Below are 14,675 nucleotides of genomic sequence, written 5' to 3' on the forward strand. Positions count from 1 at the left end.
CGCGCGCGGCCGCCGCGGCGCCCGCAAGGCCCGCGGCCGAGGCCGCACCCCGCCCGGACACCCGCGCGGCGATCCCGTCCTCGCCACATGCGCCCGGGCTGTCCCGCCGCCCGGCACCGAGACCCGAAACGCTGGAGACCGCACCCGCACGCAGCGCCGCGCGGCCGTCACCCGCACCTGCCGCGCGGCCCGCACCGCCCGAAGCGCCGACCGGTGGCCGCGGCGCCGCGCCCCAGTCCCAGCAGGCCGAAGGCGCGGGCGGCGGCGCAAGCGCGGGCCGGACACGCGCGACGGAACAGGCCGCCCAGGGCGCGTCGGGGCAGAAGCTCGTGGCGCGGTGGGGCGGGCAGATCGTCGCCGCGATCGAACGCCAGAAACGCTACCCGTCGGGCACGCGCGCCGCGGGGCGCGTGCGCCTCGCCATCCTGGTGGCCCCCGCCGGCCGCCTCGCCGGGGTTTCGGTTCGGGGCTCCTCGGGCAACGCGCAACTCGACCGGGCCGCGGTGGCCGCGGTCCAGCGCGCGCGCCTGCCCCGCGCCCCGAACGGGCTCTCCTCCGAAAGCTACCCCTTCACCGTGACGCTGCGCTTCGCGCCCTGAGCCGTCGGCGCGACCGGGCCGGGCGTCAGCCATGGGCGGTGCACGCTTCGAGTGTCGGAGGGCTTTCGTTGCGCGGGCACGCGCGGCACGGCGGAGGCGGCCCATCCGGGCAAGCACGGTCGCAACCCCTTCCTCGCCTGGACACGACAGGGCGCTGGATGACGAGGCAAGGCGCGCGCCTTCCCTGTCGCGGGCCGATTGGCGCGATGGGAGAAGGGACCGCCGTGCCGCGCGTGACCGTTGGAAAGCCGCGCTCTGGCGCGTCAAGCGACGGAGCGCACCGTCGGCGCGATGTCAGGGCACGGTGTCTGCCCGGCGGAACGGAAGATCGGGCCAATCGCACCGGCGTCCCGACACGACCCGGTTCGGACCTATACTGCGCCGCCGCGCCTTTCGCGGGCGCGGCGGCGGAGGCCCCCCGGCCTCTCCGCCCGAGGGCGGACATCTCACTCGTCACTTCGAACAATACTACAGACGAAGCAGGCCGCAATGCGGCGCGCCCCCGGCCAGACCGTGACACGTCGCGGAACGTGCGTGATGGAGCCTGGATGCGGGGCCTGCCGGCCAGAACGTCACCGTGGACGCGCGCCCCTCCCGAACCGGTCTCCGAGCGTCAGGCACCATGCAAGCCGTTCCGCGGAACGGAAGGGCCGAACTCGGATCGCGGAAATCGGACATGTCCGCCCGGTTGGGTCTTCACGGGAAAGCCCGAGGCCCGCGCGGCGCATCCTTCATCCCGCGCAATCGGAGATGGAGTGTCGGCAAAAGGGCTCAGCGCCATTTTTCAGGACCGGACAGCATGGCGCGCCGTGCGACGAGACTTGCGCGATGACGCAACGTTAACTATTCGTTAACCAAGCGTGAAGGTTGGTCGAATGGGTCACGACAAGCGGTTTCTCCTGCATATCGGGGCGAACAAGACGGGCACGTCCTCGATCCAGACAATGCTCGCGGCGAACCCGGGCCCCCTCGCCGCGGCAGGCTGGGTGTATCCCGATTTTCACAGGAGCTACGACGCCCACCACCCGCTCGCCTACTCGATCGGAGAACTGAAACGTGGACTGCAGCACGACTGGGAAGGCGAGCTGAAGGCGCTGATTTCCGACCCGCGCAGGCGCTTCATCTTCTCCAGCGAAGTCTTCTTCCGCCTCGTCGATCCCGAACGGGTCGCGCGCGTGTTTCCACCGGGCGAGACAAGGATCGCGATCTACCTGCGCGATCACCTGTCCTACATGTCGAGCTGGTATGCCCAGGCTGTCCAGGAGCGCAACCTGACGGCCTGCTTCGAGGATTACGTCCGCCTCTTCTCGCAGCCGCTCAACGGGTTCCTCGCGCGCTGGGACGCCGTCTTCGGCGCGGAGAACGTGACGCTGCGACTTTTCCAGCGCGAAGCGCTCGCCGATGGCGACGTGCGGCGCGACTTCGTCAGGCTGATCGACGGGGTGGATCCCGAAGCGATCCGCCTGCCCGAGAAGGAAAGCAACCCGTCGATCTCGGGAAACCTGCTCTTCTTCAAGCGCCTGCTCAACAACTACATGACGCTCGAAGAGGCCACCGCGCCCCCCATCCCGGACGAATTCGGCGCCTTCGCCGACGTCAAGCCCGGTTTCAGAGGCCGATTCGCCATCACGGAGCGCGAAGCGTCAGTCGTTCGCAAGATCTTCGGGGACGACATCCGCGCGCTGCAAGAGCGCGGCCTGCCGCTCGGCGCGCTGCCAAGCCGGGTCGACGGCCTTGCGGTTCCCGATTTCGCCACGCTCGGGCAGGACGTTCAGGATATCAAGCGGATCGCGGAGGGAACGGGGAAGCGGTTTCTGCGCTACGCCGAACGATGGCAGGATTGGCATGCAGTTTAGGGAACAGAACAGCGCGGGCCTGCACCGGAAAGCCGTGATGCCGCGCGAGGATCCCACGCAGGGACCGCTGCGCGAGCGGCTGCTCAGAGCGTCGGTGGCGGCGCATCTCTCCCTGCTCGCGCCGGACCGCATCGCGGGGATAGAGGTGGTCGAGGATGATCCGGCATCGCTGTCCCGCATCGGAGACCTCGCCTTTCTTCCGGCGGCGGGACACGGTCCGCCCCTGCTCTCGATCGGCCTCGTGGCGCATGAGGACCTCGTGCGAACGCGTCCGCTGATCGTGTGCACCCGCGCCCTCGGCGCGGAACTCAAGGCACTCGCCGGGCGATGCGCAGAGGCGGCGACCCGCGACATCCGTTGGGTCGAAGGCGTCGTCGGGATTTACACGCGCGCCATCTTCCTGGATCGGTTCGATCTTGCCGACAGCCTCGGATTCGCCCCGTGGACGTCGTTCCGCCTCGTCGACGGCTTTCCCGTGAAAATTCCCGTGCCCTCCTCGCCGCCCGCACCCGAGTTGCGGCTTCTTCTCGTGGATCACGGCGCGGCCGATGACACCGCCGCGGCCTGCATCCCGGAGACGCTGGCACGCAGGCTGGGCGCCGGCTTCGAGGTCATCGACCTTCAGCGCGATGCCCCGCACGCGACCGCGCCGCGGGATCTTCCGGAAGCGGATCTGCATGTGCACGCCAACTACGCGCACACGAAGCCTGTATTCGGTTTCTCGCCCGAAGACAGCATCCTGAGCGGGTTCTACACCATCGTCCAGTCGACGCGCGACGGGGCGAGACAGTTTGCCGGTCAACGGCTTACGGCCATCGTCGCCAAACGCTCCTATGCACAGACGCTCTCGCCTCAGGACGATCTCGCAACGGCAATCAGCGGCATGGCGCGACGGATCACGGCTCTCGGCAACAGCGCACGCGCCGGCAACCCCGAACTCGAGAATTTCCGCCGCGCCAATGCCGCGGAACTCGAACAGGCGCTCGGCGCCTTCGAAGCGGAGGCCATCGCATGATCCGGATCGGCTGGTTCACGCCGATCTCGGCCGAGACCGGCATCGCGAGCTACTCGCAACAGGTTCTCCACGAAATTGCGCGGCTCTATCCACCCGACGAGGTGTCGGTCGTGGTATTCCACCCCGCGACGGACACCGATTGCCTGCGGATGCCCTTTCCGATGGTGGAGATCTCGGACGGGCTGCTGAGATCGGATTTCGAGGCCCTGTTCGACATCGCCGTCTACCACCTCGGCAACAACGACCTGAACCACGGTCCGATCTTCGCCGCCTTGTTGCGCCATCCCGGCGTGGCGGTGATGCATGACCACACCTACCAGCACTACCTGGCCGGCGCCTCGCTGCGAAACGGTCATGTCGGCCCGAGCTTCGGGGCGCTGGTTCACGAGGCAGGCGGGCCCGAGGCGTTCGCCTATCTTGCCGAAAGCGGCGTGCTTGCCTGCGACCGGGGCGCGGTGCGCTTCACGCCCTGGGACACGGGCTGGGCCGCCGAAACACCACTGTGTGACAGGGTTGCACGGCTTGCCCTGGGCGCGGTGGTACATTCCCGTTTCGCCGAGGCCGGGCTTGGTCGGGACTATCCCGGGCCGGTGTCGCGGCTCTTCATGCCCCGCCCGTCCGGGATAGAGCCGGCGCCGACGGAGGGTATGCGGGACGGGCGGCTGCACCTCGCCGCGACGGGCCACATCGGCCGCACCAAGGGCCTCTCGCGGCTGGTCGAAGCCTTTCACCTCGCACCCGCGCTGGCCGAGCGTTTCCGGGTCACCATCGCGGGCTTCGCGAGCGATACGGGCTTCCTTGACGGGCTCCGACAGGAGATAGAGCGCGCCGGCCTCGAAAGCACGATCGACCTGCGCGTCGCGCCGAACCAGCGCCAGTTCGCGCAGATCATGGCGAGCGCCGATCTGTTCTACAACCTGCGCTTCCCGAACACCGAGGGCGCATCGCTCTCGCTTGTCGAGCAACTCGCGCATGGCAGGACCGTGATCGCCTACCGAAGCGGTTGCTTCGCCGAAATCCCCGAGGATGCCGTCTTCCATCTCGACCGGTCGTCCGGCGCGGAGGCGCTGATCATGCTTCTCAACAACATCGATGCCAATCGCCAAACGCTGGCCGCACGCGGCGCGGCGGCCCGGCGCAGCGTCGAAGAGCGAACCGCGGAGCGTTACGCGACCGCGTTCATGGAATTCCTGCGGTCGCAGCTTCCCGTCTTCCAACGCCGGATCGATCTGTTCGGATCGCGCAAGCGCGGCGTTCTTCCAGACCCCGACCGCGCCGATGCCGCTTGGCTGCGCGCGGCGATGGGGGCGCGCCGCGCGATCGGGGGGCTTTTCGACGGCACCTTGCTCACACCCGCCGATTTCCCTGGCCTCTCTGCGGAGGCGAAAGGCCGCTACGTCACGCTGAACCTTCTGGACGCGCGCACGACGCCCGAGGAGGAGGCCGAGATCGGGCGCGTGTTCGACGATCTGGACGCCGTCGATACCTGCCGCGTGCTTGGGGACCTTGTGTCCTGCGTGCGCCTCGAGGCCAGCGGAGGGGCCGCGCCCGACCATCTCGCGGATACGCTCCGCCCGCTGGGCTGCAACCCGGCCGTGTGGAAAATCCTCGCCCGGCTTCCCGGCGCGCGCGCCGTTCCTCTGGCTCTTGCCTCGCTCGGCCAACCGGGCGACCCGGAAGAGGTCGCGCGGCTGGTCGAGGCCAGCCACCGTCATGGCTTTCGCGCCGCGATGAGGACATGGCTCCGCGAAGGGCGCGCGTTCCCCTTGCCCCAGGACGTGTTCGACTGGCTGGAGCGGCCGGACCTCGAGGAACTCTCGCGCTGCGCGCCGGCCTGCCTCGGAGACGACCTGCTGGCGCGCATCCGAAGCGCGCAATCCGACCCCGCGCTTCGCCTTTGCGGATTCCACGGACCCGAAACCATCGGAATCTGGACGGCGCGAAAGCACGCGGCGCTCTTCCTGAACGCCGGCGAACAGGGGCCGAACTCGCTCTGCGTGACGGCGTCGTCCCTTCGTGAAGCCGGCGACGGGCAGATGCTGAGCGTGCGGGAACTGCGCAGTGGGCGTGTGGCAGAGGCGGCACGCAACGGCACGGAGTGCCAGTGGACATGGGATATTGCGCTTGAAAGCTTTGCGGGGCCCTTGCAGATCACCTTCGACACGCCCCGTCTCGTGCGCCCATGCGATACGATGGGGTCGGTCGACCACCGCGCGCTGGGTGTGCTCGTGGAACGGGTGACACTGGCCTGAGACGCATGTCGACGGCTCCCGCACGCAGCCGTGACGGCAGAGGCACACGCAGGGCAGGCAGATGCGTTTCATTCTCCATATCGGGATCAACAAGACCGGCACGTCGAGCCTTCAAAAGACGTTCTCGGAGAACGCCGACGCGCTTCGGGCCTTGGGCATCTGCTATCCCGAAACGGGCCGCGGGGGCGGCGCCGCCCATCACGACCTCTCGCGCGCGCTGAAGGGAATGCCCGCCGAGCGCCTTGGCCTGCCCGCGGCGTGGCGGGAGGCCTTCCTCGCGGAGGCCGAGAGCTGCCCCACCTGCCTCGTGTCGAGCGAGGATTTCGCGACCATGCCGGACCCCGCAATGGCGGCCACGCTCTTCCCGCCGGGCGAGACGCGGGTGGTCGTCTACTTGAGAGAACACGTGTCGCATCTGGTGTCGTGGTATCAGCAGTACATCCACTCGACACCAAGCTCTCTGGATTTTTCAGACTTTAGGAAACTTAATCGCAAGGCTTTTCACTCGATTCTCGACGGCTGGGCACGTGTATACGGATCGGAGAACCTAGTGGTGCGTCTCTATGATCGTGCCGCACTGACTAATTCCGACATCGTGTCCGACTTCGCCAGCAGCGTTTTCCCTCAAGCTCAGGCCAAGCTTTCCGAAACAGGCCGGGCCAACAACCCGAGCCTCGCGGGGAACCTGTTCTTCCTGAAACGCGCACTGAACCTCGTGTCTTCGAGAGAAGCGCTCACGAGCAGAATTCAGCACGAACTCAGCCGCCTCACGCTCTTCGACCCGACCTTTCAAGGCAGAATTCCAGTCGACGCGGCGACGGTGTCCGACCTTGCGGCTCAGTTCGCAAGGGATCGCAAGGCGCTCGCGCGTGATTTCGATATTGCTCTCCGGCCCCCGAAGGGCGCCATCGAAGGCCCTGCCTCACCCGATCTTTCCCGGCTCCGTGCCGACATCGACCTGATACGGTCCGAAGCGGTGAAACGGAATTTCCAGATCGTTCCCCTCATCGACCGGCTGCTCGCCGGCTTCGCCCCGGGCGGCTAGGGTCCTTCGTCAGCCCTCCGGCGCGAAACTGACGAGGCAGCGCAGGCCGGCCGGGATGGCGAGGTCGGGATTGGGAAGCTCCACGCGCACGCCGAAGGTGCCGCTCGCCGGATCGAAGACGCGGTCGATGGCGGGCACCGTGCCCTCGTGGCGGCCCGAGATCGGTGAGCCGGGACGGACCACAGCCCTCATGCCGCGCTCGAGTTCGCGATACATCTCGATCGGCAAATACGCTTCCACGTGGAGCGGATCGAGTTGCGCGATGCGCGCGATCACCACGTCGCTGCTGGCGTATTCGCCCGTGAAAAGACGCCGCTCCAGCACCTCTCCGTCGAGCGGGCTGCGGATCGTGCGCTGCCGGAGCAGTTCCTCGGCGCGCTCGAGCTCCAGTGCCGCGATGCGCTGGCGCATCTCGGCCATGGAGACCTCTCTCGACGCCACCTCGACGCTTGCCTCGGCCTCCTCCAGGTCGCCGAGCGGCGCGATGCTGCGCTCGACGAGGGTGGCGAGCCGCTCGGCCTGGCTGCGCGCCAGTCGCAACCGGGCGCGCGCCGCCTCGATCTCGGCATCGCTCTCCGCCCTTTCGCGCTGAAGCGCGACGGTGGTTTCCTCGAGCCCGGAATCGAGGCGTGCGATGGGTTGTCCCGCATGCACCACGTCGCCGCGCTCGACGCTGATTTCCGCGAGGAGGCCGCCTGCCGGGCTCGCGATCGAGACCTCCACCGCGGGCTCGATGACGCACTCGAAACCCCGCTCCTCCTGCTGAGCGGCGACGGGAACGGCAAGGACCGACAGCGCGACGAGCGGGCCGGCGAAGACCACGACAAGGATCGAAGGGGGAGGCACGGTCATCTCGTATCCAGTTCGGGGCTCACTCCGGGCGCCCGGCAAAGGCGAGGAGTTGATGAAGGCTGTCGTCCACGCGCAGCAGCGCGCGACGTGCCCGCGCATTCTGTCGCTCGGCCGCCCGTTGCGCGCGGCGGAAAAGCAGGCGTCCCGGCGCCTGACCCAACGGCCCGCCCCATCGTGCGAACGTCCGCAGGAACGGCGCGGACACGGTGCGCAGAAGCGCGTCGTCGAGCGCGAGCACGGCCTCGGCGCTGCCCGGCTGACCCTGCCGCGCCGTGCGGCCGAGGAGCTGGCGGTCGATCCGCGCGGAATCGTGACGCTCGGTCAGCATGACGTGCAGTCCACCCTTCTCCAGCACTTCCGGCGCCACCTCGATGTGCACGCCGCGTCCGGCCATGTTGGTGGCGACCGTGACGCGGCCGGGCTGGCCCGCACCGGCGATCACGGCGGCCTCCTCGTCGTCGTTCATGGCGTTCAGCATCCGGTGCACCACGCCGTCGGCCTCCAGCCGCGCCGAGATCGCCGCCGACGCGGCGACCGTGCGCGTCCCGATCAGCACCGCGCGTCCGTCCGCCTGCAGCGCGCGCACCCGCGACGCGATCCGGTCGAGCTTCCGGTCCTCGTCGCGCACGACCCGCGTGCCGAGATCGCGGCGGCGGACGGGCAGGCGCGTGGGCACGCCCACCGTGCCGATCCGGTAGACCGCCGCGATCTCACGGCGCACCTCGCGGGCCGTTCCGGTCATGCCCGACAGGTGCAGGTAGCGCCCGAAGAAGCGCTGGTAGGTGTTGCGCGCCAAGGCCACCTTGCGCGGCGTGACCTCCACGCCCTCCTTCATTTCAACGAGTTGGTGCAGCCCGTCGTTCCATGAGCGCTCGGGCATCAGGCGACCGGTGTACTCGTCCACGATCACCACCTTGCCCTCCTGCACGACATAGTGCTCGTCCCGGCGGTAGAAGAGCCGCGCGGCGAGGGCCTGGCGGACCGCCTGCTCCCGCTGAACGCGCATCAGCCATGGCCCGTCAAGCCGCGCGCCAAGCTGTTCCAGCCGGGTCTTGCCCATCGGCAGAAGCTCGATCCGCCGCTCGTCCCGAAACAGGCGGAAGTCGGTCCCCTCCCGCAAGCGATCGGCAAGCGCGTGCGCCATCTCGGCCCAGGCGCGCTCGGCCGCGGCATCCGTCTCCTGCGAAAGGATGAGCGGCGTGCGCGCCTCGTCGATCAGAACGCTGTCGGCCTCGTCCACGATCGCGAAGCGCAACCCCCGCATGGCCGGCAGCCGCGTACCGCCCCCCGGGCGGCGGCAGAGCCGCTCGAGCTTGAGCGCTGTGGGAGACGCGTCCTCCCCCATGCGCAGCCTGTCGCGAAGATAGTCGAAGGCGATCTCCTTGTTCGCGGCGTAGACGATGTCGCGCGCATAGATCGCCGGCCGCTCGCCATGCGGCGTCTCATGCTCGATGCAACCGACCGAGAGACCCAGCCAGTCGAACAGCGGGCGCATGAGATCGGCGTCGCGCCGGGCGAGATAATCATTCACCGTTACGACGTGGGCCGGCGTCCCGGAGAGCGCGGCCGTCGCCGCGGTCAGCGCGGCGACCAGGCTCTTGCCCTCTCCCGTGGCCATTTCCACGAGGCACCCGTCCAGCATGGTCAACGCGGCGCGAACCTGCACGTCGTAGGGCACGATCCCGAGCGACCTGCGCGCCGCCTCGCGCGTGACGGCCAGAAGTTCGGGCATGGCGCCACTGCGCAGCCCGTCCCGGATCGTGGCGTTGCGCGCCGCAACGAGGCGTAGCCGAAGCGCGCGCTCGTCGAGGGCGCCGATCTCTTGTGCGAGCCGGAGCGTACGCTGCGTTCGGCGCGCCAGACGCAGGCGCCGTCCCGGCCCCGCCAGACCGAAGGCCCAGGCGAGTGCCGCCTGCGCCTTGCGTTCGAGCCCGTTCTGCCGGTCATCCTCCCGTTCGGGGAAGACGTGCATCGACGCCGGCCTGGCGTCGACGCCCGCAAGCGGCGCGGCCAGAGACATGGTGCGCGCCGCTCGGCTCAGTCGGCTGTCTCGGAGGCCTTCGCCTCCTCGCCGGCCTCCGCCGCATCCGCGATAGCGCCGTTGCCGCCCTTGGCGCTCTGGAAGGTGAGCGCCGAGTCGTCGCCCGCTCCGTCACCGGCCGACTTCTCGGCGATCTCCGCGAAGTGGCGCAGCGAGGCGAGATGCAGGAAGGTGCATTCGAGCTCGTCCGTGGCCATCATCTGCGACAGCGTTTCCGAGTCGAGCGCCTTAAGCTTCTCGCGGTCCACCGTCATGAAACCGGTGAGCGAGCGGCGCTCGCCGTTGGGCAGGGTGAATTGCGCCTGCATCGGGCGCAGCAGATCGAGATCGACCAGACGCTTGCAATAGGCGCGGCTTCGGTTGAACCGGGCCTGGTAGTCCTGAAGGAAGCTCAGGACGTTCTTAAGATACTGGGTCCGGTTGCCGTCCGAATCGAAAAGACGTTCGCCGCGGTCGTTCTGGTTCACGCCCTCGAACGTCTCGTCGATGTGCAAGACAAGCTGGTTTTCCTCCGTCTGATGCCCGAACACGAAGGGATAACGACGCACGAAGGCGGGAATGTAGCGCCCGCCCCAGACGCCGTCGGACGACACGAAGGCGTTGCGCTCGCCGGCCACGCCGAGGATCGCGGTCGGGATGACGTTCTCTCCCTCTCCCGCGAAGACGATGGGGTATTCGGCGCCGGCGTCGGCGAACTCCGACGCGGTCAGCGGAACGGAGTTCACCTTGCTCGCGAAGGCGTAGCTGTCTCCGGTCTTGACGCTGGTCTTGGCGTGGCGCTTGAAACTCACCGGCACCGCGTTGTCATAAAACAGTAGTTGCGTCGCCATGGCACTCTCCTATGCGGTCAGGCTTCTAGGTCTTGCTCGGAAGCGGCCACCAGCAGGTCCCCAGGGACACGCGAGCGCACCCCCGTCCGCTCCAGTTGACGTAGAGTGAACCAGAAATGACCGCGTCACGCCAAGCCTATATTTTGAAATGACGCAGAAAGACTTGCCGGACCCGGCGATAGACCCTCTCGGCCACCGGGGTGGGGTCATGCACGAAACGGACATAGGCTCGCTGGCCGATTGTTTCGAAGGGCATTTTCGCATCGAGACCGAGCTCGAGATGCATGAGATTCGCCAACGCCCGATCCGGGGCGGCGGGATCGAGCGCCACGCGCCCCCCGCCGATCGTGGCGAGCGCCATGGAGGGAAGTTCGGCGACGAGGGAGGGAATCTCCCGGGTCACATGGGCCGACCAGACGCTTTCCGGATCGCTCGCGAACCGCACGTCGATGCGCCTGGCCCGGCGCACGAGATCGCTGTCGCGCTCGTTCACCACCGCGCGGACGAGCGGAGCCTCGGGATCGCTGACGTAGCCGAGAATCGCGCCCTTGCGCACGAAACGCCCCGGAAGGTCCGTGGTCTGCTCGAGCGCCACGCGGCCGGCCGTCTCCGCACGCACGTCGAGCGCCGCAAGCCTGTCGCGGGCGAGGGCAAGATCGGCGGCGGCGTGTTCGAGTTCGCGCTCCACGATGCGTGCCGCCGCGGGATCCTGGAAGAGCAGCGCGTCGCGGCGCCGGTTCAATTCCTCCCCCGTCACTTCGAGAAGGCGCACCCGCGACATCAGAAGGGGATCCGCCATCCGCACGAGCGGCGCACCCGCCTCCACGGTCTCGCCCTGGGCGACGAGGACCTCCTCCACCAGCCCGTCGGTACCTGCGTGAACCGCCGCCTCGCCGGGAACCCACAGGACCCCCTCGCTGATGGTCGAATAGGGAAGCGGCACCAGAAGAAGCGCGGCCATGACCGCCCCGAGCGTGCCGCCCATGATGGCGAGCGCCCGCCCGCGACGCCGGCGCAGCTTCGGACTCGCGAACAGGAACCACACCTGCTTGGCAAGCGGCACGCCGAACATCAGCACCACCGACCAGACGGCGAGCAGTATGCCGAGCGAGAAGAACATCGAGGACACCAGCAGAACGATCACCACCGTGATGAAGATGCGGTAGGCAAAGGCCGCCAGGGCGTAGACGAAGAACCAGCCCGCCTCCCCCGGTGCGGTGGCGGGGTTCTTCGCCTCCTCGATCCCGAGCATGTGTTTCTGGACCAGGTAGCCGATGTAGCGGTTGGACCGCTGTCCCAGGTTGGGGATCTCGAGAATGTCGCTCAGGACGTAGTAGCCGTCGAACCGCAGAAGCGGGTTGCCGTTGAAGAAGAGCGTGGACACGCCCCCGATGAGCATGACGTTGAAGGCGAAGGCGCTGACAAGGCCGCTTTCGGCGTTCACCCAGACGATCATCGCGATGGCCGCGAGGCCGATCTCTACCAGGATGCCGGCGCCCGCCACGAAGGCCCGTCGCCACTTGCTCGGGAAGGACAGGCTGTCCGAGGCGTCCACGTAGGGCACCGGCATGAACACCAGGAACATGATCCCGATCTCGTGGACCTCGCCGCCCCAGCGGGTGATCGCGTAGGCGTGGCCGAGCTCGTGGATCGCCTTGACGAGCGGGTAGACGAGAAGCAGCAGAACGATGTTCTCGGTGCTGAGCACCCGGTCGAGCACGTTCGATGTCAGTTCGTCCCAGTGAACCGCGGCGAGCGTGATCCCGTAGCCCAGAAGTCCGAGATAGAGCAGAAGGCCCGCGACCGAAAAGAAGGGGCGCGCCAGCGGCATCGTCACGCGAAGAAAGCCCTCCGGGTCGATCAGCGGCAGGCGGATCGCGAGCGGGTTCATCACGCTTTTGACGGTCTTCTTCCGGCGCTGGCGCTCGCCCCGATCCACCATCTCGGCGATGTCGGGCACGCCCTCGCCCTGCAGGACGTCCGCACCATGAAGCTGGCCCAGGATCTCGATGATCTTGTCCTGGCTCAGCGTGTCGTCGTCGAGCTGGCGCTGCGCGATCTGCCAGGCATCCTCCAGCGTCCTCTTTCCGTCGAGAAGCGAGGCCACGAAATAGCTCGACGGAGAGAAGCGATGATAGCGGCCCGAGGTCCTGTCCTGAAGCACGTACCAGAGTTCGCCGCGATAAAGCGTGCGGAAGAACCGCGTATGGCTTCTGAGCCTCGGGCGCTTCTCGGCGACCCGATACCACGAACTGCTGTGAAAACTCTCGGCCATGGCGCTCTTCCCGTCAGGGACGCCACTGCCAGGTGGCGAGGCGGAGCCAGTTCACCATCCGGCGCGTCCAGATCTCGACCACGAGGCGCTCGTCTATGGACACGCGCGCGACGCCCTCCATGCTCGGGCGCAGCCAGGCGTCGCTGCCGTCGAGGGCCGCTTCCACCCGGAAGAAGTTCCTGCCGTCCGCCTGACTTGCGACCGGGGTGATCGCCGTGACGGTGAAGCCGAGCGGCGCGTCGGGCTGCGCCGCGAGGCGCAGCTGGCCGGTCTGACCGGGGGCGATCTCTGCGAGATCCGCCTCGTCGACCTCGATCACCACGCGGTAGTCGCCGACGGGGGCCACCTTGAACAGTTCCTCGCCCCGCGCCACCGAACCGCCGATGGATTGTGAAAGATCCCCCGAGACCACGATGCCGTCGAAGGGCGCGACGATCCGCGTCCGCTCGACCTGCGCGTCGATGAGGGCAAGCTGGGCGTCGGCCTGCGCGATCTGGCTGCGGATGATGCTGGCCTCGGCGCGTTCGCCCTCGGCCAGCGCGCGGTCGAACTCGATCTCGCGCTGGCGCCGCGAGGTCTGCCAGCGCAGGCGCTCGAGCAGAAGATCCTGGTCGTTCAGCGTTGCCAGAAGCTCGCCTTCGTCCACGGTCTCGCCGGCGCGGACGGTGGCCGACTGGATGTAGCCCTCGAACGGGGCGACCACGGTGCGCTGGATCGCGCCTTCCAGCTTCGCAGGCGCCGCGACCTCGAAATCCCCCGTCACGGTCAGCGCGAGCCAGATCAGCACGGCGGCCGCGACGGTGGCGAGCTTGCGCCCGATGTAGCGTGGCCCGAGGATCGCCGTCACCTGGTTCCAGACCACCTCCGCGGCCTTGGTCAGGAGCTTCCGGTCGTTCTTGCGGATTTCCGTGATGACGGGACCCACCATGCTGGCGACCGTGTCGGCGAGTTCCACGGTCTCCTCGTCGAAGGGGCGGCCTTTCGGGCGCTCGAAGGTGATCGCGCCGACGAGGTCGCCGTTGGCCTGAAGCGGCACGGTGAGCACGGAGCCCGCCTTCTGCGCGTCGGCAAGCTCTTCATGCATCCGCGTGACGCGGTAGTCCCAGTGCCCGGGCTGCGGGTAAAGGACGATGTCGTTCTGGTCGAGCGCCTCGTCCATGGCATGGCCGATATCACGCACCACGTTCATCTTTCGACCGAAGCCCGAGGCGTGGCTGAGGGCCGCCACGCGGCTGCGCTTTCGCCGGCGGAAGCCGATCGCGACCTGGCCGCAGTCCAGGCGCGCAGCAAGGGTCGTCACGAGCGCCGAGGCCGCGCTGCGGAAGCGGCGCTGTTCCAGAACCACGGCGAGGATGGCGAGCGCGCGCTCGGTCCGGTCATGCAGCGCCGCGTCGGACGCGCCCTGCTCCCGCCGGAGCAGCGCCTCCAGCCAGCCGATGCCCCATTGAAGTTGCCGCATCGCCTCGGCCGGGGCGGCGCCCTGCGCGGCAAGGGTGACGGCGACCGCGCCGTAAAGCCGGCCATCCACCATGACGGGATGGGCGACCGTACCGGGACCTCGTCCGGCGCCGGAGATCGCGACGCCTTGCCCCTGTTCGATGGCCCGGTCGACCGCGAGGCGCGCCTCCGCGCTCACCTCCTCGCTGCGCGGCCAGGTGGCGGCCGGGGTGAAGGGCCCTGTCTCCGGCTCGCCCAGCACGACCGCCGCCGCGGCGGCCCCGGGAATGTGCCGGCACTGCAGACCGAGCCACGCGCGCACGAAATCCTGCGCGGACCCAGCGCCATGGAACTGGGTCCAGAGCGACTGGTCGAGAACCGCCACGCTGGAGGTGGCGCTTTCCCGGCTTTGGCCCTGTTCTGCCTCTGCACTCCCGCTCATGCCCGCAGCATACCGTCGCGATGACCCTGCG

Annotated in this window: 10 protein-coding genes; 5 read left to right on the plus strand and 5 right to left on the minus strand. The window is 68.4% G+C overall.

The genetic code is table 11. The features are described from left to right. The 5 genes from AB6A65_RS05185 to AB6A65_RS05205 all read left to right on the plus strand — a co-directional run. A partial coding sequence (locus AB6A65_RS05185; RefSeq protein WP_371037299.1) for a TonB family protein occupies positions 1-599 on the plus strand: 599 nt, incomplete at its 5' end. 875 nt (positions 600-1,474) lie between these two features. Beyond that, complete coding sequence (locus AB6A65_RS05190) at positions 1,475-2,455, plus strand: hypothetical protein (protein ID WP_371037300.1); 981 nt, start codon at positions 1,475-1,477, stop codon at positions 2,453-2,455. Continuing rightward, complete coding sequence (locus AB6A65_RS05195; RefSeq protein WP_371037301.1) at positions 2,445-3,470, plus strand: hypothetical protein; 1,026 nt, start codon at positions 2,445-2,447, stop codon at positions 3,468-3,470. Before AB6A65_RS05190 ends, AB6A65_RS05195 begins: the two co-directional genes overlap by 11 nt. Beyond that, on the plus strand, positions 3,467-5,722 hold the full coding sequence (locus AB6A65_RS05200) for a glycosyltransferase (RefSeq protein WP_371037302.1): 2,256 nt from the start codon (positions 3,467-3,469) through the stop codon (positions 5,720-5,722). The genes AB6A65_RS05195 and AB6A65_RS05200 overlap by 4 nt, the downstream gene beginning before the upstream one ends. A gap of 61 nt (positions 5,723-5,783) precedes the next feature. Further along, positions 5,784-6,767 carry a hypothetical protein gene (locus AB6A65_RS05205; protein ID WP_371037303.1) on the plus strand — a complete coding sequence of 328 codons (984 nt, stop codon included), beginning with the start codon at positions 5,784-5,786 and terminating at the stop codon, positions 6,765-6,767. 9 nt (positions 6,768-6,776) lie between these two features. Here AB6A65_RS05205 and AB6A65_RS05210 read toward each other — a convergent pair whose 3' ends face one another. The 5 genes from AB6A65_RS05210 to AB6A65_RS05230 form a co-directional block, all read right to left on the minus strand. Beyond that, positions 6,777-7,619: an efflux RND transporter periplasmic adaptor subunit gene (locus tag AB6A65_RS05210; RefSeq protein ID WP_371037304.1), complete on the minus strand. Its 843-nt coding sequence runs from the start codon at positions 7,617-7,619 to the stop codon at positions 6,777-6,779. A 19-nt stretch (positions 7,620-7,638) separates the two neighbouring features. Then, the gene (locus AB6A65_RS05215; protein WP_371037305.1) at positions 7,639-9,639 is read right to left on the minus strand and encodes a hypothetical protein; all 2,001 of its coding nucleotides are present in this window, start codon (positions 9,637-9,639) and stop codon (positions 7,639-7,641) included. 17 nt (positions 9,640-9,656) lie between these two features. Then, the gene (locus tag AB6A65_RS05220; protein WP_371037306.1) at positions 9,657-10,490 is read right to left on the minus strand and encodes a SapC family protein; all 834 of its coding nucleotides are present in this window, start codon (positions 10,488-10,490) and stop codon (positions 9,657-9,659) included. Positions 10,491-10,626: 136 nt separating this feature from the next. After that, entirely contained in the window at positions 10,627-12,765 is a 2,139-nt protein-coding gene (locus tag AB6A65_RS05225) for an efflux RND transporter periplasmic adaptor subunit (protein ID WP_371037307.1), read from the minus strand. A 13-nt stretch (positions 12,766-12,778) separates the two neighbouring features. Then, entirely contained in the window at positions 12,779-14,644 is a 1,866-nt protein-coding gene (locus AB6A65_RS05230) for an HlyD family efflux transporter periplasmic adaptor subunit (protein ID WP_371037308.1), read from the minus strand. Between the last annotated feature and the right edge of the window lie 31 nt (positions 14,645-14,675).

This window comes from Rhodosalinus sp. FB01 (assembly GCF_041365715.1).
Lineage (GTDB): Bacteria > Pseudomonadota > Alphaproteobacteria > Rhodobacterales > Rhodobacteraceae > Rhodosalinus.